Annotated in this window: 23 protein-coding genes; 11 read left to right on the forward strand and 12 right to left on the reverse strand. The window is 63.5% G+C overall.

Going from position 1 to position 22,002, the window contains the following annotated elements:
* Positions 1–21: 21 nt before the first annotated feature.
* On the reverse strand, positions 22–387 hold the full coding sequence (locus KW568_RS07635; RefSeq protein WP_003254578.1) for a YbaN family protein: 366 nt from the start codon (positions 385–387) through the stop codon (positions 22–24).
* A 7-nt stretch (positions 388–394) separates the two neighbouring features.
* The gene (locus tag KW568_RS07640; RefSeq protein ID WP_003254577.1) at positions 395–982 is read right to left on the reverse strand and encodes a YecA family protein; all 588 of its coding nucleotides are present in this window, start codon (positions 980–982) and stop codon (positions 395–397) included.
* 243 nt (positions 983–1,225) lie between these two features.
* Here KW568_RS07640 and recQ point away from each other — a divergent pair, with 243 nt between their 5' ends.
* The gene (gene recQ / locus KW568_RS07645) at positions 1,226–3,373 is read left to right on the forward strand and encodes a DNA helicase RecQ (RefSeq protein ID WP_004576876.1); all 2,148 of its coding nucleotides are present in this window, start codon (positions 1,226–1,228) and stop codon (positions 3,371–3,373) included.
* Between the two features lie 151 nt (positions 3,374–3,524).
* On the forward strand, positions 3,525–3,962 hold the full coding sequence (locus KW568_RS07650) for a MarR family transcriptional regulator (protein WP_003254575.1): 438 nt from the start codon (positions 3,525–3,527) through the stop codon (positions 3,960–3,962).
* Positions 3,963–3,995: 33 nt separating this feature from the next.
* Here the strand turns inward: KW568_RS07650 and KW568_RS07655 are convergent, their stop codons facing one another.
* Positions 3,996–6,182, reverse strand: coding sequence for a patatin-like phospholipase family protein (locus tag KW568_RS07655; RefSeq protein ID WP_003254573.1), 2,187 nt, complete (start codon positions 6,180–6,182; stop codon positions 3,996–3,998).
* Positions 6,183–6,249: 67 nt separating this feature from the next.
* Between KW568_RS07655 and KW568_RS07660 the strand changes: the two genes are divergently transcribed.
* Positions 6,250–6,531: a SelT/SelW/SelH family protein gene (locus tag KW568_RS07660; protein ID WP_004576877.1), complete on the forward strand. Its 282-nt coding sequence runs from the start codon at positions 6,250–6,252 to the stop codon at positions 6,529–6,531.
* Here KW568_RS07660 and KW568_RS07665 read toward each other — a convergent pair whose 3' ends face one another.
* Both KW568_RS07665 and KW568_RS07670 read right to left on the reverse strand, forming a co-directional pair.
* The gene (locus tag KW568_RS07665; protein ID WP_003254570.1) at positions 6,532–7,422 is read right to left on the reverse strand and encodes a DMT family transporter; all 891 of its coding nucleotides are present in this window, start codon (positions 7,420–7,422) and stop codon (positions 6,532–6,534) included.
* A gap of 220 nt (positions 7,423–7,642) precedes the next feature.
* Entirely contained in the window at positions 7,643–8,410 is a 768-nt protein-coding gene (locus tag KW568_RS07670) for an AraC family transcriptional regulator (RefSeq protein WP_003254568.1), read from the reverse strand.
* A gap of 127 nt (positions 8,411–8,537) precedes the next feature.
* Between KW568_RS07670 and KW568_RS07675 the strand changes: the two genes are divergently transcribed.
* The gene (locus tag KW568_RS07675; protein WP_003254566.1) at positions 8,538–9,335 is read left to right on the forward strand and encodes a UDP-2,3-diacylglucosamine diphosphatase; all 798 of its coding nucleotides are present in this window, start codon (positions 8,538–8,540) and stop codon (positions 9,333–9,335) included.
* Between the two features lie 38 nt (positions 9,336–9,373).
* Here KW568_RS07675 and KW568_RS07680 read toward each other — a convergent pair whose 3' ends face one another.
* Positions 9,374–9,685 carry a DUF962 domain-containing protein gene (locus KW568_RS07680; RefSeq protein WP_003254563.1) on the reverse strand — a complete coding sequence of 104 codons (312 nt, stop codon included), beginning with the start codon at positions 9,683–9,685 and terminating at the stop codon, positions 9,374–9,376.
* Between the two features lie 153 nt (positions 9,686–9,838).
* Here KW568_RS07680 and KW568_RS07685 point away from each other — a divergent pair, with 153 nt between their 5' ends.
* Entirely contained in the window at positions 9,839–10,900 is a 1,062-nt protein-coding gene (locus KW568_RS07685) for an AraC family transcriptional regulator (RefSeq protein WP_003254561.1), read from the forward strand.
* Here KW568_RS07685 and KW568_RS07690 read toward each other — a convergent pair.
* Positions 10,857–12,311: a TrkH family potassium uptake protein gene (locus KW568_RS07690; RefSeq protein WP_004576878.1), complete on the reverse strand. Its 1,455-nt coding sequence runs from the start codon at positions 12,309–12,311 to the stop codon at positions 10,857–10,859. The genes KW568_RS07685 and KW568_RS07690 overlap by 44 nt on opposite strands.
* Before the next feature lie 102 nt (positions 12,312–12,413).
* On the opposite strand from KW568_RS07690, the gene KW568_RS07695 reads away from it, so the two are divergent.
* Positions 12,414–12,971 (forward strand): NAD(P)H nitroreductase, encoded by a 558-nt coding sequence (locus tag KW568_RS07695; RefSeq protein WP_003254557.1) that lies wholly within the window; start codon positions 12,414–12,416, stop codon positions 12,969–12,971.
* A gap of 130 nt (positions 12,972–13,101) precedes the next feature.
* Here the strand turns inward: KW568_RS07695 and KW568_RS07700 are convergent, their stop codons facing one another.
* The 5 genes from KW568_RS07700 to KW568_RS07720 form a co-directional block, all read right to left on the reverse strand.
* Positions 13,102–14,442, reverse strand: a complete 1,341-nt coding sequence (locus tag KW568_RS07700) for a HAMP domain-containing sensor histidine kinase (protein ID WP_003254555.1) — start codon at positions 14,440–14,442, stop codon at positions 13,102–13,104.
* 58 nt (positions 14,443–14,500) lie between these two features.
* Entirely contained in the window at positions 14,501–14,917 is a 417-nt protein-coding gene (locus tag KW568_RS07705) for a Spy/CpxP family protein refolding chaperone (RefSeq protein WP_003254553.1), read from the reverse strand.
* 158 nt (positions 14,918–15,075) lie between these two features.
* Positions 15,076–15,753 (reverse strand): response regulator transcription factor, encoded by a 678-nt coding sequence (locus tag KW568_RS07710; protein WP_003254551.1) that lies wholly within the window; start codon positions 15,751–15,753, stop codon positions 15,076–15,078.
* Between the two features lie 629 nt (positions 15,754–16,382).
* Entirely contained in the window at positions 16,383–16,682 is a 300-nt protein-coding gene (locus KW568_RS07715; RefSeq protein WP_003254549.1) for a YciI family protein, read from the reverse strand.
* A gap of 1 nt (position 16,683) precedes the next feature.
* Positions 16,684–17,277: a septation protein A gene (locus tag KW568_RS07720; RefSeq protein WP_003254547.1), complete on the reverse strand. Its 594-nt coding sequence runs from the start codon at positions 17,275–17,277 to the stop codon at positions 16,684–16,686.
* Between the two features lie 67 nt (positions 17,278–17,344).
* Here KW568_RS07720 and KW568_RS07725 point away from each other — a divergent pair, with 67 nt between their 5' ends.
* The 5 genes from KW568_RS07725 (at position 17,345) to rluB (ending at position 21,708) form a co-directional block, all read left to right on the forward strand.
* Positions 17,345–18,205 (forward strand): PHP domain-containing protein, encoded by an 861-nt coding sequence (locus tag KW568_RS07725; protein WP_003254545.1) that lies wholly within the window; start codon positions 17,345–17,347, stop codon positions 18,203–18,205.
* Positions 18,206–18,218: 13 nt separating this feature from the next.
* Positions 18,219–18,848, forward strand: a complete 630-nt coding sequence (locus KW568_RS07730; protein ID WP_003254544.1) for an L-threonylcarbamoyladenylate synthase — start codon at positions 18,219–18,221, stop codon at positions 18,846–18,848.
* 110 nt (positions 18,849–18,958) lie between these two features.
* A complete protein-coding gene (locus KW568_RS07735; protein ID WP_162470266.1) occupies positions 18,959–19,699 on the forward strand; it encodes a ScpA family protein in 741 nt (246 codons plus the stop codon).
* Positions 19,686–20,453, forward strand: coding sequence for an SMC-Scp complex subunit ScpB (gene scpB, locus KW568_RS07740; protein WP_003254540.1), 768 nt, complete (start codon positions 19,686–19,688; stop codon positions 20,451–20,453). Before KW568_RS07735 ends, scpB begins: the two co-directional genes overlap by 14 nt.
* 187 nt (positions 20,454–20,640) lie before the next feature.
* A complete protein-coding gene (rluB, locus tag KW568_RS07745; protein ID WP_003254539.1) occupies positions 20,641–21,708 on the forward strand; it encodes a 23S rRNA pseudouridine(2605) synthase RluB in 1,068 nt (355 codons plus the stop codon).
* The last annotated feature ends 294 nt before the right edge of the window (positions 21,709–22,002 follow it).

Below are 22,002 nucleotides of genomic sequence, written 5' to 3' on the forward strand. Positions count from 1 at the left end.
ATATTTGGCGACAAAATATTGTCACTTTGGCTTGTGCAGGGTTTTCAGCCTGAGCAGGTACAAGGTAACCAGCACGGCACTGGTCAGCATGAAGGTACGTGCCCAGAACAGCGGGACCAGGTAGCACGACAGGCCAATGCTGGCCCACATCAGGCCGATGGCGTAGACCTTGCCCTTGAGGGGGATGCCTTCACCACTGAGGTAGTCACGGATCCATGGTCCCAGCTTGGGATGATGGACCAGCCAGTGGTGAAAGCGCGGCGAGCTGCGGGCAAAGCAGGCCGCCGCCAAAAGCAGGAATGGGGTGGTGGGCAAGACCGGCAGGAATATCCCCAGCACCCCCAGCGCGACGCTGAGCCAGCCAGTGGCCAGCAGCAGGTAGCGCACAGGTTGCTCAGTGGTGGCGTGGCTTGAGCAGCGCCGGTTTTTCGTCAGGGGCGTGCAGCAGCAGGAACAGTGCGCTCAGTGCCTCAGGGATCTGCACGATCATGTCATCCTGCAGGTTGGCGTTGCTGGCGATATCGGCGAACTCTGGCTGTTCGTCAAACAACCCCGAACCCACCATGATCGGCAGCAGCATTTCGCTGACTTCTTCCTCGGCGTTTTCGAACCACGCCTCTTCCCGCAGGAACACGCCTTCCATGAAGCCGATGCACCAGCCGCGCAGGTCGGAATCGTCCGGCTCATCGGTCAGGTCGAGCTCGCAGGGCAGGTCGAATTCTTCGTCGCTGGCCAGCTGGCGGGCAATGTGCGCCTTGAGCGCCACCAGGGTGGCCTCGATCTCGGTGCGCTGGGCTTCGCTGGCGTAGTGCGGCTCCTCGGCGAACAGGGCGTCGATCCACTCGCGCTCGGGCACGTCCTCGGCGTTGATCGAAAGAGCGGTGAGGTAGCCGTGTGCGGCGACATAGTCCAGCGCTTCTTCGTGCAGCTCGTCGGCGTCGAGGAAGGCTTGCAGGCGGGTCAGTTGCTCGGCGAAGGACATTACAGGGCTACCTTGGGGAATAAACGATAACGAATTCTAGCACCTTGCAGCGGCAGCGGGGCAAAGGGAACGTCTATCGCCGCGGTGCATGTGCAGCGCGGTGCTGCGGTATACTCCGCGATTTTTCATCCAGGGGCAGGTTTTAACGGCTGCCTGGCAAAAACCGCTTACGCATTTGGCGTGTGCGGGGCGGGTTTTTCGTCCAGCCTTTATCCAGGATGGTACGGCGATTTGGAGTTGCACATGCTCGAACAGGCTCAGCGCGTTCTCAAGGACATCTTCGGCTACGACAGTTTCCGTGGGCGCCAGGCAGCGATCATCGAATGCGTGGCCAATGGCGGCGATGCCTTGGTACTGATGCCCACCGGTGGCGGCAAATCGCTGTGTTTCCAGGTGCCGGGGCTGCTGCGCCCGGGCTTGACGGTGGTGGTATCGCCACTGATCGCGCTGATGGACGACCAGGTCGCCACCCTTGACGAGCTGGGTGTGTCTGCGGCCGCCCTGAACTCTACCCTGACGGCGGAGCAGCAGCGTGAACTGGCCGGGCGCCTGCGCCGTGGTGAAGTCAAGATGCTGTACCTGGCGCCGGAGCGCCTGGTGCAGCCGCGCATGCTCGACTTCCTGCGCGATCTGGACATCTCGCTGTTCGCCATTGACGAGGCCCACTGCGTTTCGCAATGGGGTCACGATTTCCGCCCCGAGTACCTGCAGCTGGGTCAGCTGGCCGAACTGTTTCCGCATGTGCCGCGCATTGCGCTTACCGCTACGGCCGACATGCGAACCCGCGAGGAGATCGTTCAGCGCCTGCACCTGCAGGGCGCCGAGCGCTTCCTGTCGAGTTTCGACCGGCCCAACATCTTCTACCGCATCGTGCCCAAGGAGGCACCGCGCAAGCAGTTGATGGCCTTTCTCGGCGAGCGTCGTGGCAACGCTGGCATCGTCTACTGCCTGTCGCGCAAGAAGGTCGACGAAACCGCCGCCTTCCTCTGCAGTCAGGGGTTCCCTGCGCTGCCGTATCACGCCGGCCTGGCCGCCGAGACACGTGCGGCCAACCAGCACCGCTTTCTCAACGAGGAAGGGTTGATCATGGTCGCTACCATTGCTTTCGGCATGGGTATCGACAAGCCTAACGTGCGCTTCGTTGCTCACCTCGACCTGCCCAAATCGCTTGAGGCCTACTACCAGGAAACCGGCCGGGCCGGCCGTGACGGCCTGCCCTCCGATGCCTGGATGGCCTACGGGCTGCAGGACATGGTGATGCTCAAGCAGATGCTGCAGAACTCTGAAGGCGACGAGCGCCACAAGCGCATCGAGCAGCACAAGCTGGACGCCATGCTGGCGCTGTGCGAAGAAACGCGCTGCCGCCGCCAGTCGCTGCTGGCCTACTTCGACGAAACCCTCGAACAACCGTGCGGGCACTGCGACAACTGTGTCGACAACATCCAGACCTGGGACGCCACCGAGCCGGCCCGCCAGGCGCTGTCGGCGGTGTTCCGCACCGGCCAGCGCTATGGTGTAGGCCACCTGGTCGATGTGCTGTTGGGCAAGGACACCGAGAAGGTGCGCAATTTCGGCCACGAGAAGCTGTCGGTATTCGGCGTTGGCAAAGGCTTGGCCGAGGTCGAGTGGCGTTCACTGTTCCGTCAGCTTGTGGCGCGCGGCCTGGTCGATATCGACCTGGAAGGCTACGGCGGTCTGCGCCTGTCCGACAGCTGCCGGCCGCTGTTGCGCGGCGAGGTGACCTTGCAACTGCGCCGTGATCTCAAACCGCAGACCACGGCCAAAACCTCGTCGTCCAGCGGCGGCAGCCCGGCCAGCCAGCTGGTGCGTGCCGAAGAGCGCGATCTGTGGGAAGCGCTGCGTACCCTGCGCCGCAAGCTGGCCGAAGAACACAGTGTGCCACCCTACGTCATCTTCCCCGACTCGACACTGCTGGAGATGCTGCGCAGCCAGCCGGTCAGCCTCAGCGACATGGCCCAGGTCAGCGGTGTGGGGGCGCGCAAGCTGGAGCGCTACGGCCAGGCGTTCCTCGAAGTGCTGAACAGCAGCGGTGGCACCGACGAGGCACCGAAAGTGGTGCTCGACCTGCGCCACGAACTGGTCAGCCTGGCCCGTGCCGGCATGACCCCGGCGCAGATCGCCGGGCAGCTCAACTGCAGCGAGAAGAATGTGTATAGCCTGCTGGCCGAGGCGCTGGGCCGCCAGGAGCTGAGTCTGGACCAGGCCATCGACTTGCCGGAAGACCTGATGATGGAGGTGCAGGACGCCTTTCTTGATGGCGAGGGTGAGCTGCCACCGGTGTCGGCCATTGCCCCGCAGTTCGGGGCGCGGGTGCCGGAGGGTATACTTTATTGCGTGCGCGCAGCGCTGGCGGCGGAATTCGAATTGTAAACGCATGCAGGATCGAAGGCAGAAGCGCCATCTGCTGACCTTTGTCATGCTTTTTGACGATTATCGAACGCGTAACCATGGCCGAGCCTTGCCTCGTGGGGCAGGGCATGGTTAGCTGCCTAATAATTAGATCTACTCCAATGAGTTCCTTATGCCCCTGAACGACAACCAACACCGCTTTGGCATGCAACTGGCCCAGATGTCCCGAGGTTGGCGTGCCGAGCTGGACCGCCGCCTGGCCGGGCTCAACCTGTCCCAGGCGCGCTGGCTGGTGTTGCTGCACCTGGCGCGCTTCGAAGACGCCCCGACCCAGCGTGAGCTGGCCCAGAGCGTAGGTGTCGAGGGCCCGACCCTGGCGCGTCTGCTCGACAGCCTGGAAGCGCAAGGGCTGGTGCGCCGGCAGGCGGTGCTGGAGGATCGGCGGGCGAAGAAGATCGTGCTGTGCCCGCCGGCCAAGCCGTTGATCGATCAGATCGAGACCATCGCCAACCAACTGCGGGTAGAGCTGTTTACCGGCGTGGACGAGGCGGACTTGCAGGTCTGTATGCGCGTGCATGCCAAGATCCTGGCCAACCTCGAAAAGTCCTGAGCTCCCCCCATCGTTGCAGGTGCAGTGCAAGCCTCAGAAGGTGTGCCCAAGGTTCAGGTACACCGCCTGCTCATGCGCACTGTTGGCGCCGTAGCTGAAGTTCAGCGGCCCTAGAGGCGTCTCCAGCCCCAGGAAGATGCTCGCCGCATTGATGTACCCACTGTCGAATTCGTTGTCATTGTTCCACGCCCGCCCACGCTCCAGCGAGCCGCCGATGTACAGCGGGAAGTCCAGCGGCACATAGGCCCGTGGCGTCAGCCGGCGGTAATAGACCATGCGCAGCAGGCTCACGTTCTGCCCCGATACCGAGTCCTGGCGGAAGCCTGACAGCTCTCGCGCCCCGCCCATCACAAAGCTCGACGTCACCACTTCGGTGTCGTCCAGCGTGCGCCCGTAGCGCCCACCCAGTACGAACGTGTTCGGCCCGCTGCTGATGGCCTTGTCCAGGGTGAACAGCCACTGCCGGTAATCCTGGTCGGAGTCCAGCGACTTGTCGTATTTGCGCAAGGTGAGGCCGATATCCTCGCCATGGTGCGGGAAGTACACGTTATCGAGGGTGTCGAACGAGTACTTCAGCTCGTAGAAACCTTCGTTGAAACTGACTTTGGGCAGGTCCTGGTCGCCGATGCGCACCTCGGCTTCGCCCCAGGCCTTGCCCACGCCCAGGCGCACTTCACCGCTGTTGCCGATCTGCCGGCCTACGTTCAGGCCAAAGCCATAGCGTTCCAGGCGATACTCGGCGACCGGGTCGTTGTCCAGGGTGGCTTCGATGTTCTGCGAGCCCAGGTCCAGGTACGGCGCGATGAAGTAGCGTGAGCCCACATCCAGGGGTTGGTAGAACTCGCTGTACAGCGCTTGCTGGTCACCGATCTGGCCGCGGGTCAGCCATTCGGCGCCAAGGCTGTTGATGCCGTTGACCCGGTAGCTGGCGCCCAGGTTGAAAGCGCTGTCGCCGCGCAGGTCATCGGACAGGTTCAGGCCCAGGCGCAGGTAGTCCGTGCCGCCGCGTCGGCCCCGGGCGTTGATCACCAGGGTATTGTCGTTGCCCTTGTGCACCACGCGGTACTGCACCCTGTCGAAGTAGTCCAGGCCATACAGCGTACCCATGTCGGTCTGCAGGCGGCCCAGTTCCAGCGGTGCGTCGATTGGCTGGCGGATGTACGAGCGGATTACATCATCGCTGACCTTGGAGTCGTTTTCGATCCGGATTGCGGTAATTACCGGCGTGCGCTGGCGCGGCGAGCGGGCCACGGCCAGGCTGGCGTCGCCCTCGAGCTGGCGCAGGGTGGCCAGGCGTGGGTCAAGCAGGCGAGTGGCGCGGTAACCGGCGTCGATCATGTCGCGGGCACGGCCGAAGTCAGTCACGCCGAAGGCGGTCAGCGATGGCTGGATGAGGATGTCGTCGCGGTGCAGACTGGCCAGTTGTTCTTCGGAGTTGCGCCGGGTCATCAAAGTGATCGACTGATTCAGCACGTCGACCACTGTCAGTAATTGCTTGCGATCGCGCAGCGGGGTGCCGATGTCGACCACGATGGCCAGGTCCACGCCCATTTCGCGGGCCACATCCACCGGAATGTTGTCGACCATCCCGCCGTCCACCAGCAGGCGGCCGTCCAGTTCGACCGGGGCGAACACGGCGGGGATCGACATGCTGGCGCGGATTACCTGGGGCAGGTGACCCCGGCGGAACACGACTTTTTCGCCACTGGCGATGTCGGTAGCCACGGCGCGGAAAGGAATGGGCAGCTTATCGAAGTCGCGGGTGTCGGCGGTATGCGCCAGTTTGCTTTCCAGTAGCAGTGACAAGTTCTGGCCCTGAATCACACCCAGCGGCAGGCCCATGCTGCCGTCGTCGCGAAAGCTGAGCTTCTGCTTGACCAGGAAGTCACGGTCATCCTGCTTGCGCCGGAACGGCACATCCTTGCGCGGCGGGGCATCGGAGAGCGCCTGTTGCCAGTCAAGGGTGGTCGCAAGTTTTTCCAGCTCTTCGACACTGTAGCCCGAGGCGTACAGGCCGCCGACCACCGCGCCCATGCTGGTGCCGGCGATGGCGTCGATGCGCACACCCTGTTCCTCCAGTGCTTTGAGCACGCCGATGTGGGCCAGGCCACGGGCAGCACCGCCAGACAACACCAGGCCGACCTTGGGCCTGGCGGGTTCCGCAGCGATTGCCGTAAGCGAGGTGAGTGCGAGCAGAAAACAGAACAGCAGACGGCGCATCGTGACTCTCAAACCGTGGGCTAAAGACCGCTAGTATAAGCGGCCCCTTACCTGGAGATGTTTCACCATGGCTGACAACAAGCCGGAAATCGTCATCACCTATTGCACCCAGTGCCAGTGGCTGCTGCGTGCGGCCTGGCTGGCTCAGGAACTGCTCAGCACCTTTGCCGACGACCTTGGCCGGGTTGCGTTGGAGCCGGGCACCGGGGGTGTCTTCCGCATCACCTGCAATGGCGTGCAGATCTGGGAGCGCAAGGCCGACGGCGGTTTCCCCGAGGCGAAGGCACTGAAGCAGCGGGTGCGCGACCTGGTCGACCCGCAGCGTAACCTTGGTCACAACGACCGCTGATCAGGCGCCCTCGGTCAGTGGCCGCTGCCTGGGCGGCTGCTCGGCAGCCAGGCGGCTGGACAGCACGATGGCGAAGATGATCAGCGCGCCGCCCAGCAGCATGCGCACGGTAGGTGTTTCGGCGAACACTGCCCAGGCCACGGCAATGCCGTAGACCGGCTCCATGCCGAACACGACCGCAGCGGTGCGCGCCTTGATCACTGCCAGGCTGGCGACGAACAGGCTGTGCGCCACCCCCGTGCAGAAAATGCCGAGCAGGGCGATCCACAGCCAGTCCAGGGTCGCAACGTCGGCCAGGCCGGGCGCCGCGAACGGTAGCAGGCACAGGCCCACCACCAGGTTTTGCCACAGTGCGGCCTGCACTGCAGGCAAACGTCCGGAGCCGGCCCGGTTGGTCAGTGACAGCAGCGAGAACAGCAGGCCCGAGAGCAGTGCCCAGAGCAGGCCGCCGGTGGCTTCGCTGGCCAGGTCGAATGCCGGTGTGACCAGTATCAGGCCAATGCTGACCAGCACGACCAAGACGGCTTCGTTACGGTGGATACGCTCGCGGAACAGCAGGCTTTCGAGGATCACCGTAAAGGCCGGGAAGCTGGCGAAGCCGAGGGTGGCGATGGCTACGCCGCCCACTTTGACGGCGATGAAGAAGCTGACCCAGTGGCCGGCCAGCAGCACACCACCGAGCAGCAGGCGGCGCGTATCCTGGCGGCTCACGCGTTGCCAGCCCGGGCCGGCCAGGCTGGCGAACAGGGCCAGGGCGAGTACGGCGAAGGCGGCGCGACCGAAGACAATGATCGCCGGGCTGGCGCTGGCGGCCAGTTTGCCGAAGACGCCGGTAAGGCCGAAGAACAGCGCGCCAATGTGCAGTGCGCCGAGGGCGGTGCGGTGGTTCATGATGGGTCCTTGATGAAGATCTCTACAGGCAGTGCCGGCCCTTTCGCGGGTAAACCCGCTCCTACAGGTTGTGCCGGCCCTTTCGCGGGTAAACCCGCTCCTACAGGTTTTGCACAACCTTCAGGCGGGGGCATCCTGTAGGAGCGGGTTTACCCGCGAAAGGGCCGGTAAAGGCAAAGTCTAAAGCCTCAGGCGAACACGTTCTGTCGCAAGACTGCTGTCAGTTATCGCCAGACTCTCGCCGCAAAGCCAAAGGTGTACACCCGAACGCCCGTAGCATCGCCGCTGAAAAGGCACTTTGCGAGCTATACCCCACCTGCGCCGCAATTTCGCCCATCGGCAGCACGGTCTGCACGATTAGCCGCCGCGCCTTGAGCAAACGCCGCTGGCGAATGTAGTCCATCGGAGTCATCCCGCACTCAGTGGTAAAGCGCGCATGCAGCCGGGCACTGGACAGCCCGGCGATGCGCGCCAGGTCAGCTACCTGCAGCGGGTAAGCCGCATGTTGCTCGATATGCGCATCGAAGGCGCTGTAGGGCAGGCGCTGGCTGGCGTGCACGCTGGCTGCCGCCGTGGCGTTGAGGCTGGCCAGCAGCAGTGCCGCGCCTTGACGGGCAATCAGTGGGTCGTGCACGGGGCTGGTCGCCAGCCAGTCCACCAGTTGCTGCTGGCGCTCATCCAGGCTCACGGCGGCGGGGCGGTCGAGCAGGCGGCGGCTGGCATCGGCATGCTCGCCCAGGTGCTCGCGCAGCCAAGGCTCCCCTGGCACATCAAGCACCAGGCAATCACTGCCGGCATCGCTGGCGCACGTGTGATGAGCACCCGCCGGGACCACGATCAGCCCCTGGCGATCGATGCCGGCGCCATGTCCCTGGACCTCGAACTCCAGGCGGCCGCGCAGGCCGAACACCAGTTGCGGGTGTTCGTGGCTATGGGCGATCAGGCTGTCGCGGTAATGGCGCAGCGAGAGGATCGGGCCGGCGGTCATGGGGGCTTCCTCGCAGGGCAGGCGCCCATTGTGCCTCAATCCCTGCACGCCATCACTCGTCACTGTTTTGCCATGGCGCTGTCATGCACGCCTGCCAGTCTCCAGCAAACTGCGCCGGAGCCTGCCCATGAGCCATGCCGAACTGTCCCGCCCCTCGCGCAAGCAACGCGTGCGTACCCTGTGGATCTCCGACGTGCACCTGGGTACCCGCGACTGCCAGGCCGAACACCTGTCGCAATTCCTCAAGGGCTACCAGGCTGACCGCGTCTACCTGGTGGGCGATATCATCGATGGCTGGAAACTGCGCGGCGGGATCTATTGGCCGCAAGCTCACACCAACGTGATCCGCCGGCTGCTGACCATGAGCAAGCGCGGTACCGAGGTGATCTACGTCACCGGCAACCATGACGAATTCCTGCGCCGCTACTCAAAGTTGATTCTGGGCAACATTCAGCTGGTAGACGAGGCCGAGCACCTGACAGCCGATGGCCGCCGACTGCTGGTGGTCCATGGCGATCAGTTCGATGTGATTACCCGTTACCACCGCTGGCTGGCGTTTCTGGGTGATCGCGCCTACGAATTCACCTTGGTGCTCAACCGCTGGCTCAACCACTGGCGAGCGCGGTATGGCTATGGTTACTGGTCGCTGTCGGCGTACCTCAAGCACAAGGTGAAAGGCGCGGTGAACTTCATCAGCGACTTCGAGAATGCCATTGCCCATGAATGCACCCGTCGTGGGTTTCATGGAGTGGTGTGCGGGCATATCCATCATGCCGAGATACGCAAGGTGGGTGAGGTGGACTACCTCAATTGCGGGGACTGGGTGGAGTCGTGCACGGCCCTGATCGAGCATTGGGATGGCAGCGTCGAACTGTATCGGCTGGCCGAAGCGCAGGCCGTGGCGGCGTTGCGCGAGCCGGCTTAGGGGCCGAGGGCAGAGTGCCGCCAAGCGGCCTCGGACGCTTACAGCCTGAGCTTGCCCAGCAGGATATCCCGGAACATCACGAAATCCCCGGCCAGGCTGTACAGCGGATAGGTAAAGGTCGCTGGCCGATTCTTCTCGAAAAAGAAGTGCCCGACCCAGGCAAAGCCATAGCCGAACACCGGCACGGCCAGCAGCAGCAACCATTTGCCACTGCCAATGGTGTAGGCCAGCAGCGCTATCACCAGGCTGGTGCCGACGAAGTGCAGGCGGCGGCAGGTGGGGTTGCTGTGCTCCCCCAGATAGTACGGATAGAACTCGGCAAAACTGCGAAACTGCGCTGTGCTGTTCATGGCAGTGCTCCGGGATTAATACTTCTGGACAAGATACACGGCGTGGAGCCTGATTCGAGTCTAGAGTGACTGACGGGGCCTACCAGTGACAATAGGCGCCAAATGAGTATCCTTGGGGTTCACCGCAGGAGCGGTTGGTAAAAGAAGCCTGTCATGAGCGAAAGAACAACGTCAGCCAGTTGGGCATCAGGGATCGTGAAGGCACTTGAACTGGAAGGGCTGGATTGCAGAGCCATGTTCAAGCAATTGGGGTTGGACTTTGCCGCCCTCGACGACCCCGATGCACGTTTTCCGCAAGACTCCATGACCCGCCTCTGGCTGCTGGCGGTGGAGCTGTCGGGCAATGAGGCCATCGGCCTGAACATGGCACGGGTGGTCCGCCCGGCGTCGTTCCATGTGGTGGGCTATGCGTTGATGTCCAGCCGCACCCTGGCCGAGGGCTTCGAGCGCCTGGTGCGCTACCAGCGCATCATCGCCGAAAGCTCCGACCTCAGTTTTGTCCTCGGTCCCGAGGGTTATTCGCTGATTCTGACCGTGCACGGTGACCACCTGCCGCCAACCCGGCACAGCGCCGAAGCGTCGCTGGCCTGTGCGTTGGCGCTGTGCAAATGGCTCAGTGGCCGGCCGGTCCAGCCGCGGCGGGTACTGGTGCAGGGGCCGCAGCCGAAGAATGTCGAGCCTTACAAGGTGGCGTTCCATTCGCCGCTGGTGTTCGGCGCCCCACATGATGCACTGGTGTTCGAGCGGGCCGACATGGAGGCGCCGCTGCCGACCGCGAACGAGGCCATGGCGGTGCTGCACGACCGGTTTGCCGGCGAGTACCTGGCACGCTTCTCCGAAAGCCGGGTTAGCCACCGCGTACGCCAGGTGTTGTGCCGCATCCTGCCGCAGGGTGAGCCCAAGCGCGAAACCCTGGCCCAGGCCCTGCACCTGTCGCAGCGCACCTTGCAACGGCGGCTGCAGGAGGAAGGCACCAGCTTCCAGACCTTGCTTGACGACACCCGCCGCGAACTGGCCGAACAATACCTGGCCCAGCCGGGTATGACCTTGCTGGAAACCGCCTACCTGCTGGGCTTTGCCGACCCCAGCAACTTCTATCGGGCGTTTCGCCGCTGGTTCGATGCCACGCCCAGCGAGTACCGCGCCCGCCTGGGCGCGGAAGGCGAAGTGCTCAGTGACGCCAGAACGCCGGCATGCACAACACCAACACCGTGATGATTTCCAGGCGACCCAGCAGCATGCCGGCCGCCAGAATCCATTTGGCCGCGTCAGGCAGCGTGGCGTAGTTGCCCGACGGGCCGATCACTTCACCCAGGCCTGGGCCTACACCCGAAACCGTGCCGGCGGCACCGGTCAGCGCAGTCATCCAGTCCACGCCCAGCAGCGACAGCAGCAGCGCCAAGACACAAATGGTGATGGCGAAGAAGAACGAGAACGTCAGGATCGAACGCACGATGTCTTCATCGAGGCGATGACCGTTGTATTTTTGCTTGATCACCGCGCGCGGGTGAATCAGCTGGTTGAGGCTGGCCTTCAGCAGGATGTAGGCCACCTGGAAGCGGAAAATCTTGATACCGCCGGCGGTCGAGCCAGAGCAGCCGCCAACGAAGCCCAGGTAGAAGAACAGCATCAGCGAGAAGTTGCCCCACAGGCTGTAGTCCCCCAGGGCGAAACCGGTGGTGGTGACCACAGAGGTCACATTCAGCGCCACGTGGCGCAGGGCGTCGAGCCAGTGCAGGTTGGTGCTGTACCAGTACCAGGTGCCCAGTACCAGCCAGGTGACCACCAGCATGCCCAGCAAGCCTTGTACCTGCTGGTCACGAATCAGCGCCTTGCGGTTGCCGCGCAGGGTGGCTACGTAAAGGGTGAACGGCAGGCTGCCCATGATCATCACCACCACCGCCACCCAGTGCACGGCCGGGATATCCCATTTTGCCAACGACTGGTCGGAGGTGGAGAACCCACCCGTAGAGATAGCCGACATGGCGTGGTTGATCGCATCGAACGGGCTCATGCCTGCCCACCAGAAGGCCAACGCACCAAGGATGGAGAAACCGACGTAAACCGCCACGATCGACTTGGCGACCATGTGCGAGCGCGGCATGACTTTTTCCGAGCGGTCGGACGATTCGGTCTGGAACAGGCGCATGCCGCCGATGCGCAGCAGCGGCAGGATCGCCACCGCCATGGCGATGAAGCCGATACCGCCGAGCCAGTGCAGCATCGAGCGCCACATGAGGATGCCCGGTGACATGTTATCGAGCCCGCTGAGTACGGTAGCGCCAGTGGCGGTGATGCCTGACATGCTTTCGAAGAAGGCGTCGGTGTAGCTGATGTGCTGGGTCAGCAGGAACGGTAGCGCGGCGAATACGCACACCACCAGCCAGCTGCTGACGGTCAGCAGGTACATGTCGCGTGGGCGTAGGTGTACATGCTCCGGGCGCCCCTGCACCACCAGGGCCAGGCCGGCGATGAAGGTGATCAGGCTCGACCAGAGAAACGACGGCATGTCACCGGTGCGCTCGAAGATCACCAGGGTCGCCATGGGCACGGCCATGCCGACGGCCAGGGTAATCAGGAAGATGCCGATGATGAAACCAATGATCCTTAAGGTCGGCAACGCCATGTGATCTGCTCAGACTCGAAACGGAAGGGCGCCATTCTACCTATGGGTCTGGTGATGTAAACGCTAGAATGGCCGCACATTCAACTGCCAGGAGGGTAGCCGATGGAGGCTCTCGACGCATTGCTCAACCGTGTTTCCGTGCCACGCCTGACCGACCCGGCGCCCAATGCCGCCCAGCGCGAGGCGCTGTTCCAGGCTGCCCTGCGCGCCCCGGATCACGGCCAGCTGCGGCCGTGGCGTTTTCTTACCATCGAAGGCCAGGGCCGCGAGAAGCTGGGTGAGCTGTTCGCCGAAGCCGTGCAGCACAAGGGCGATGCCAGCCAGGCTGCACTGGACAAGGCCCGTGCGATGCCGCTGCGGGCGCCGTTGCTGATCGTGGTGGTGGCCAGGTTGCAGGACCACTTCAAGGTGCCCAAGTCCGAGCAGCGCCTGGCGGCGGGCTGTGCGGCGCACGGTATTCTGATTGCTGCGCACGCGCAGGGGATCGGCGCGGTGTGGCGTACCGGTGACATGGCCTTCGATGCCCATGTGCACAAGGGGTTGGGGTTGGCCGAGAACGAGGAGCTGATCGGCTACCTGTACGTCGGCACGCCGCTGACCGAGCCGCGGACAGCGCCGGTGCTGGAAACGGCTGATTTCGTCAGTGGCTGGGGTGAGTAACCTGGCCTTGGGCTGATTCAGGTATCAAGGCTTCCGGCCTTTTCGCGGGTGAACCCGCTCCTACAACAGCATCCACATCCCCTGTAGGAGCGGGTTTACCCGCGAAGAGGCCAGGTACCTTTACACCCCATCAACTGCCTGTCGCTTCAGCCAGGGGCAACTCCAGCCTGGCCACAAACCCACCCTGTGGATGATTCTCCAGCACCAGGCTACCGCCATGGCGCTCCGCGGCCTTGCGCGCAATCGCCAGCCCCAGGCCATGCCCCGGTGCTTCCTGCCCTGGCGCGCGGAAGAACGGCTCACCCAGTTGCGCCAGGTGCTCCGCTGCCGCCCCAGGCCCATGGTCACGCACGCTGATCACGATGCGGTCCTGCTCGCGTGCGGCGCTGACCTCGACCGGCTGGCCCGCCGGGTTGAAGCGCAGGGCATTGCGCAGCAGGTTGTCCACGGCACGCTCGATCAGCGTTGGCCAACCCTGCAAGTTCAACCCCGGCTGCGCCTCCAGGCGCACGTCCTGCTCCGGTGCGCTCAGCAGGGCGTCCTTGCGTACGCTGCCGAGCAAGGCATTGATGTCGACGGGTTCGGCATGAGCCTGTTCGGCATCCACTCGGGCCAGGGCGAGGATTTCGCTGATCAGGTCTTCCAGGCGGTCGCACTCGCGGGTCAGGCGTGGCCACAGCGCTTGCCGCTGCTCAGGCTCGGCGCGTTCGGCCAGGGCCAGGGCGATACGCAGCCTGGCCAGCGGCGAGCGCAGTTCGTGGGACACATCGCGTAGCAGCTGGCGCTGGCTGCCAATGGTGCTTTGCAGGCGCGCGCCCATCTTGTTGAAGTCCTTGGCCAGCACGCCAAACTCGTCGCGCCGCGCTGCCAGCCGTGCCAGGCTGTTCTGCTGATAGGTGGTCTGGCCCAGATCGTGTACGGCGCTGCGCAGGCGGCTTAACGGGCGGGTGATGGACAGCGTCACCAGCAGGCTGAACAGGGTCAGCACGACCAAGGCAATGCCCAGGGCGCTGAGTGGCCACAGCAGGCTTTCACGGTGCCAGGCATCCAGCGCCGGGTGGGGGATGCGGTAGATCAGCAAGTAGGTTTCGCCGGTGTCGGGGCTGGTGTATTCCTCGGTCAGCCGGCGCCATGGCAAGCGCCGCTGGTCATTGTGCTGGCGCGCTTCGAAGGCTGCCGCACGGCGTGGAAAGGTACCGGGCACCACGGCCTCACCGCTATCGTCGAGCACCTGCACGTCGATCTTGTAGCGGTCCTTGCGTCGTTCCAGAAAGTGCTGGGCCGCCTCCAGGCCTTCCTGCTCATAGTGCTTGGCCCACTTGCTGGCCAGGGTATTCAGGCCCGGGTGGCGGCTGAGGATCCAGGCGTCCTGGTTGAGCATGTGCCCCAGCAGGATCGACAGGCCTGCGACCAGGGTGATGGCCAGCCAGAAACTGGCCAGGATGCGCCAGAACAGTGAACGCAAGTGCACCTCCTAAACGGGAAAAGCCCGGCCCGCAGTGATGCGGGCCGGGCACGGGGCGGACAGCTTACTGGGCCTTGGCGCCTTTTTCAGCTTTCCAGGCCTGGAACTCCTGCCACTCGGCTTTCTTGGCGGCGCGTTCTTTTTGCAGTTCATCGAACTTCTTCTGCTGGTCAGCCGTGAGCAACTTGCGCACTGCGCTGTCGGTCTTGTCGCGGTTGGCTTGCAGTTCATCCTTCATGGCTTTCTGGTCGGCGGCCGGCAGCTTGGACAGGTAGCGCTCGGTAATGTCGCGGCGCTGCTGCATTTGCTCGCCCATCAGCTTGCCGATCTGCTGGCGCTGATCGCGGCTCAGGTCCAGTTGGTGGAAAGGCGCATCACCGCGATGATGCGGGCCGTCGTGGCGCGGGCCGCCATCTGGCATGGCCATGGCTACGGTCGGCAAAGCGGCAGCGAACATCAGGGCGATAAGGGTCTTGCGCATGGTGTCTCTCCTTTCATAGGCCGGTGATTACCGGATGAGCACAGTCTAGGGAGATCACCGTCAAGCGCAGTCAGGGGAGGGTAAAGGCAAAGTAAAGATGATGGGGCCGTGCAGCCCGGCCTTGTGCCGCGAAGGGGCGCGCAGTGGCCCCGGCGTTTTTACAGGCAGTAGTAATAGCCACGGCTACGCAACGCCACAATGCGTGGCCGGCCATCGGCGTGGGGGCCGATCTTCTTGCGCAGGTTGCTGACATGCATGTCCAGGCTGCGGTCGTACAGGGTCAGCTTGCGGCCCAGGCCGATCTGCGCCAGTTCCTGTTTGTCCAGCGGCTCGCCGGGCTGGCGCAGCAGCGCTTCAAGAATACGGCTTTCGGACAGGGTCAGGGTCATTTCGCGGCCATCGATGCTGGCCACGCCCCGCGCAGGGCTGTAGACCAGGTCACCCAGCTCCATCTGGCTGGTTGTGGCGGTGGGGTGGCTGCGGCGCAGCACCGCGCGCAGGCGGGCAGTGAGCTCGCGCGGGTCGCAGGGTTTGGCCAGGTAGTCGTCGGCACCCAGTTCCAGGCCGAGAATGCGGTCCAGCGGCTCGCCGCGGGCTGACAGCATCAGCACCGGTAGCTCGGCATGCTCGCTGCGCAGCTGCTTGAGAAGCTCCAGGCCACTGCCGTCGGGCAACATCACATCCAGTACCACAGCAGCAGGGGCATGCTCGGCCAGGGCCAGGCGTGCGCTCTGCCCATCGTGGCAGGCACGCACGGAAAACCCTTCCTGGGTCAGCCAGCTGCCGAGCAGCTCGCACAGTTCCTGGTCATCATCAATCAGTAACAGCTCGCTCATGACTCACTCAATTCAACCATTGACGGCGGTTATTCGGCCCGCCAGTGGCAAAGATACCGCAGACTGATGGCCTGAGTATAACTGCTGGTGCCGCGTGGCCCTCTTCGCGGGTAAACCCGCTCCTACAGCGGGCTGTGTCCAACCACCGAGATGTGTCCACCACCAATCTGTGTAGGAGCGGGTTTACCCGCGAATACGGTAGCGGCGGCAACGGTGAACAGCGTGTGGAGATTGGCCAGCAGGCTCGGCCCTTTCGCGGGTGAACCCGCTCCTACAAAGGGCTGTGTCCAACCGCCGACGTGTGTCCACCACCAATCTGTGTAGGAGCGGGTTTACCCGCGAATACGGTAGCGGCGGCAACGGTGAACGGCGGATGGAGATTGGCCAGCAGGCCTGGCCCTTTCGCGGGTGAACCCGCTCCTACAAAGGGCTGTGTCCAACCGCCGACGTGTGTCCACCACCAATCTGTGTAGGGGCGGGTTTACCCGCGAATACGGTAGCGGCGGCAACGGTGAACGGCGGATGGAGATTGGCCCGCAGGCCCAGCCTCTTCGCGGGTGAACCCGCTCCTACGGGCGATGGCACAGATCCGAAGGTTTGTGTAGCGAAGAAGGCCGTGCCGTCTCAGGTCAAGGCAGCACTTGCTTGAACGGCTTGACCACAACCTTGTCGTACACGCCGGCAGCGATGTACGGGTCGGCATCGGCCCAGGTCTGCGCCGCCGCCAGCGATTCGAATTCGGCAACGATCAGGCTACCGCTGAAACCCGCTTCGCCCGGGTCGTTGCTGTCGATGGCCGGGTGCGGGCCGGCCAACACCACGCGGCCTTCGGCCTTGAGCTGCTGCAGGCGTTCGATGTGCGCCGGGCGGGCAGCCAGGCGCTTTTCCAGGGAGTTTGCGACGTCGCTGGCGATAATGGCGTAGAGCATGTCAATCCTTGGGTTTGGAGGTAGAAGGGTCATCGTGCAGGTGGCGCGACAGGTACACGCCTTGCGCCACCAGGAAGATCACGGTCATGCCCAGGCTGCCGAACACCTTGAAGTCCACCCAGAAGTCCTGGAAGGTAAAGGCGACGAACAGGTTGGCCGCGCCGCAGAACAGGAAGAAAGCGATCCAGGCCAGGTTCAGGCGCGTCCAGATGGCATCAGGCAGGGTCAGGGCGTGGCCCATGATGCGCTTGATCAGCACCCGATCGCCGATGAAGTGGCTGCCGGCAAAACCCAGGGCGAACAGCCAGTTCACGACAGGAGCTTTCCACTTGAGAAAGGTCTCGCTGTGAAAGGTCAGGGTCAGGCCACCGAACACCAGGCAGGCGATCAGCGTCAGCCACTGGCCCTTTTCCAGCTTGCGCTGGCGCAGGAACAATACGCCGTACACGACCAGCGAGCTGATGATCAGCATGGCTGTGGCGCTGTAGATGCCGCCAAATTCGAAGTGATGGCCGGCGACTTCCATGGGGCGCGGGTCGAGCTTGTAGACGATGAAGAACAGCAGCAGCGGGATGAAATCGATGAATTGTTTCACAATGGCAGCCAGAATCGGGATGTGACGGCATAATAACAAACATCGATTCCAGCGAAAGCGCTCCTCCATGAATGTTGATCTGCACTGTCACAGCACGGCCTCCGACGGCGCCCTGTCGCCTTCGGTACTGGTTGCCCGGGCCCATGAACACGGGGTGCAAGCGCTGGCGCTGACCGACCATGACACCCTCGAAGGCCTGCCCGAAGCGCGCCAGGCCTGCGTTGACCTGGGTATGCGCTGGGTCAGCGGTGTGGAGCTGTCTTGCACGTGGGGCGGCGCGACCATTCACGTGCTGGGCTATGATTTCCCGCTCGACGCACCGCCATTGCTGGCGGCGATTCAAGCGTTGCACCGCGGCCGCTGGCTGCGTGCCGAAGAAATCGACAAACGGCTGGCGGCCAAGGGCATGCCCGGCACGCTTGAAGGCGCGCGCGCCGTGCAGCACGAGCTGGGTGACAGCGGCAACGCCCCGGCGCGCCCGCATTTTGCCGAATATCTGGTGCGTGCCGGGCACGTCAAGGACCGTGGTGAAGCGTTTCGCAAGTGGCTGGGCGCCGGCAAGCTGGGCGACGTCAAGCAGCACTGGCCGACGCTCGACGAAACCGTTGCCACGCTGAGGCAGTCCAACGCCTGGGTGAGCCTGGCGCATCCCATGCACTACGACCTGACCCGCAGCAAGCGCAGGCGGCTGATTGCCGACTATATTCAGGCAGGAGGGCAGGCGCTTGAAGTGGTCAACGGGATGATGCCTGCCGAGCAAGTGGGCACTATGTCCATTCTTGCCCGTGAGTTCGGCCTGCTGGCAAGCGCTGGCAGTGACTTCCACGGCCCCGGCACCTGGGGCGAGATCGGTGCCTATCGGCCTTTGCCCGAGGATCTGCCACCTTTGTGGCGTCGATTCAGCCATGAACAGCCTTTGGCGCTATGAACAGGACGATTACGTGAGCCAATTTTTCCAGATTCATCCGGAGAACCCACAGGCGCGCCTGATAAAACAGGCCGTCGAGATCATCCGCAAGGGGGGCGTGGTGGTGTATCCGACGGACTCGGCCTATGCGCTGGGTTGCCAGATAGGCGACAAGTCGGCAATCGAGCGGGTGCGACGCCTGCGCGGGCTGGACAAGACGCACAACTTCACCCTGATGTGCTGCGACATGTCGCAACTGGGGTTGTATGCCAAGGTCGACACCGGCACCTTCCGCATGCTGAAGGCGCATGTACCGGGGCCTTACACCTTCATTCTCAACGGCACGCGTGAAGTGCCGCGTCTGCTGTTGCACGATAAGCGTCGCACCATCGGGCTGCGTGTACCGGACCACGCCATCACCCTGGCCTTGCTGGCCGAGTTGGGCGAGCCACTGATGAGCGTCAGCCTGATCCTGCCGGGCGACAGCGAGCCGATGACCGACCCTTATGAGATCCGTGAACGGCTGGAGCACCATGTTGACCTGGTGATCGATGGCGGGTTTGGCGACCTCAAGGCGTCGACCATCATCGACCTGTCCGGCGACGAGCCGGAACTGATCCGCGAAGGTTGTGGCGACCCCACGCCGTTCCTGGTCAACGCGTGAGCCAGCTGGAAGCGCCTGAGGCGCCGGCCGAACGGGTCGAAGCGCCTCGGCAACTGCAGTTGGCGCTGGTCTATGGCGAAGCCCTGACCGAGCTGCCGCTGGACCTGTACATCCCGCCGGACGCCCTTGAAGTCATCCTCGAAGCGTTCGAAGGCCCGCTGGACCTGTTGCTGTACCTGATCCGCAAGCAGAATATCGACATCCTCGACATCCCTGTGGCCGAGATCACCCGGCAGTACATGGGCTATGTGGAGCTGATGAAAAGCGTGCGCCTTGAACTGGCTGCCGAATACCTGGTGATGGCTGCCATGCTGGCCGAGATCAAGTCACGCATGCTGCTGCCGCGTTCCGCCGACGTCGAGGAGGAGGAGGGTGACCCTCGCGCCGAGCTGATCCGCCGCCTGCAGGAGTACGAGCGCTTCAAGGCCGCCGCCGAGGGCATCGACGAATTGCCACGGGTCGGGCGCGAGGTGGTGGTGCCGCGCCTGGAAGCGCCGCAGGCCAAGGTACGCAAGCTGTTGCCTCAGGTCAGCCTGGAAGAGCTGCTGATGTCCATGGCCGAGGTGATGCGCCGCAACGACCTGTTCGAAAGCCATCAGATCACCCGTGAGACCTTGTCCACCCGCGAGCGCATGAGCCAGGTGCTGGAGCGTCTCAAGGGCGGTGCCTTTGTGCCGTTCATCGCGCTGTTTGCTGCCGAGGAGGGCAAGCTCGGTGTGGTGGTGACCTTCATGGCCATTCTCGAACTGGTGAAGGAATCGCTGATCGAACTTGTGCAGAATGAACCTTTCGCCGCCATTCACGTGCGGCTTCGCCCGGCGCCAGTTGAAGAACCCGATGAACCTGAATGAACCCCGCGACCTGGCGTCGCTGATCGAAGCCTTCTTGCTCGCTTCGGGCAAGCCGCAATCCCTTGAGCGCCTGTACGAGCTGTTCGAGGAAGCCGAGCGCCCCGAGCCCAAGGTGTTCAGGCAGGCCCTGGAGGTGCTGGGCAAGTCGTGCAATGGGCGTGCGTTCGAGCTCAAGGAGGTGGCCAGCGGCTATCGCCTGCAGATTCGCGAGGTTTATGCCCCTTGGGTCGGGCGCCTGTGGGAAGAGCGCCCGCAGCGCTATTCGCGAGCGCTGCTTGAGACACTGGCCCTGATTGCCTACCGCCAGCCGATCACCCGTGGTGAAATCGAGGACGTGCGGGGCGTTGCGGTGAACAGCAATATCATCAAGACCATGATGGAGCGCGAGTGGATTCGCGTAGTCGGCTACCGCGAAGTGCCCGGCCGGCCGGCGATGTTCGCCACCACCAAGGCGTTTCTCGATCATTTCAACCTCAAGAGCCTTGAGGACCTACCGGCCTTGGCCGAGCTGCGCGAAATGGAACCAGCGCCGCAACTTGACCCGGATGATGCGCCGGTGCCTGCGCACCTGCAGGCGTTGGCGGATGCCAGCCTTGGGGAAGAGGAGGTTGGTGAGCCGAGAGAGGAGACCAGCTTCCGTAGCCTGTTGGTGGAGCTGGATGCCATGGAAGACGGTTTGAAAACCGATTTTGATGATTTGCGGGGAGAAGAGCCTGAGCCTTCGGTGGAGGAAGAGAACAAGGCACAGCCCTGATTGATCTGCTGCCTGTGCTGCCCGCGGAGCGGCCAGCACAAAGCCCATTGGGCAGAAAATCATGCCCAGCCCCACAAAACCCTCTACCCTCCAGTGCGTTCCCCTGATGAACCGCGTATGATGCGCGGCCTTTTGGCGCGTTCGTCGCCAGAAACCTGTTTTCATTCCTACACCGGGAGGTGCCCAGATGAGTGAGCAAGACCTGAAAGAAACCGAAATCACCCCGCCATCCGGCGAAAAGCTGCAGAAAGTGCTGGCGCGCATTGGCGTGGGCTCGCGGCGTGATGTCGAGGCCTGGATCAGCCAGGGTCGCATCAAGGTCAACGGCGTCGAGGCCACCCTTGGCCAGCGCGTCGACCTGCACGACGCCATCGCCGTGGACGGCAAGCTGATCAAGCGCGAGGAGGCCGCCGAGGCCACCCGCCGGGTGATCATGTACAACAAGCCCGACGGCGAAATCTGCACCCGTGACGACCCGGAAGGGCGCCCGACCGTGTTCGACCGTTTGCCACGGCCAAAAGAAGGCCGTTGGATCAACATCGGCCGCCTCGACATCAACACCACTGGCTTGCTGCTGTTCACCACCGACGGTGAGCTGGCCAACCGCCTGATGCACCCGTCCTACGAGATGGACCGCGAGTACGCGGTACGTGTGCGTGGTGAAGTCGACGACGAGATGATCGAGCGCCTGAAAGCCGGCGTAATGCTGGAAGACGGCCCGGCCAAGTTCACCGATATCCAGAAGGCACCGGGTGGCGAAGGCTTCAACCACTGGTACCACTGCGTGGTGATGGAAGGTCGTAACCGTGAGGTGCGTCGCCTGTGGGAATCCCAGGGCATGGTGGTCAGCCGCCTGAAGCGTGTGCGTTTCGGCCCGGTGTTCCTCAATTCGGACCTGCCGATGGGCCGCTGGCGCGAAATGACCCAGGGCGAAATCGACATCCTCGCCGCCGAAGTGGGCCTGCAGCCGGTCGCGCTGCCAGCCATGAAACTCAAGGCCAAGGACAAGATGGAGCGCCTGCAGCGCAAGTCGACCCGTCCGCTGGGCCGTGGCGAGCGCGTGCGCAACCTGCGCCCGGCTCACGAAGGTGCCGCTACTGGCGAACGCCCTGCGCGTCAGCCGCGTGAAGAAGCGCCGCGTAAACCCACCCGTGGCAGCACGGTGGCTGAGCGCCCGAGCGAGATGCGCAAGCGTCCGGGCAAGCCTGATGGCGACAAGCCGGCAGGCCGTGGTCGCGGCAAGCCGCGTGGCTGATAAGCCAGTGTGGTTATCAAGGAACCAGCCTTCGGGCTGGTTTTTTTATGCCTGCGGGAATGTGGACCAAGCCCAAGATATTGAACAAAAAGAATTTTTCGGACGACTGGCAAGTTCTTGAACCGCCTTGTAAAGAAATCTGTACGAATGTGGCCGTTTTCAGTCCGCATTTCAGATCAAGCCCGATCGTGTAAACAAACCTTGCCGGCGCCCCTGTGCCAAAGCCGGATCGTGTCCCGGGAAGTGGTGTAACTGAACCAGCCGAAGGCGCCCTGCGGGCGAAAGAGGATGGTC

The sequence above is a fragment of the Pseudomonas sp. HD6515 genome (assembly GCF_024971855.1).
GTDB lineage: Bacteria > Pseudomonadota > Gammaproteobacteria > Pseudomonadales > Pseudomonadaceae > Aquipseudomonas > Aquipseudomonas alloputida.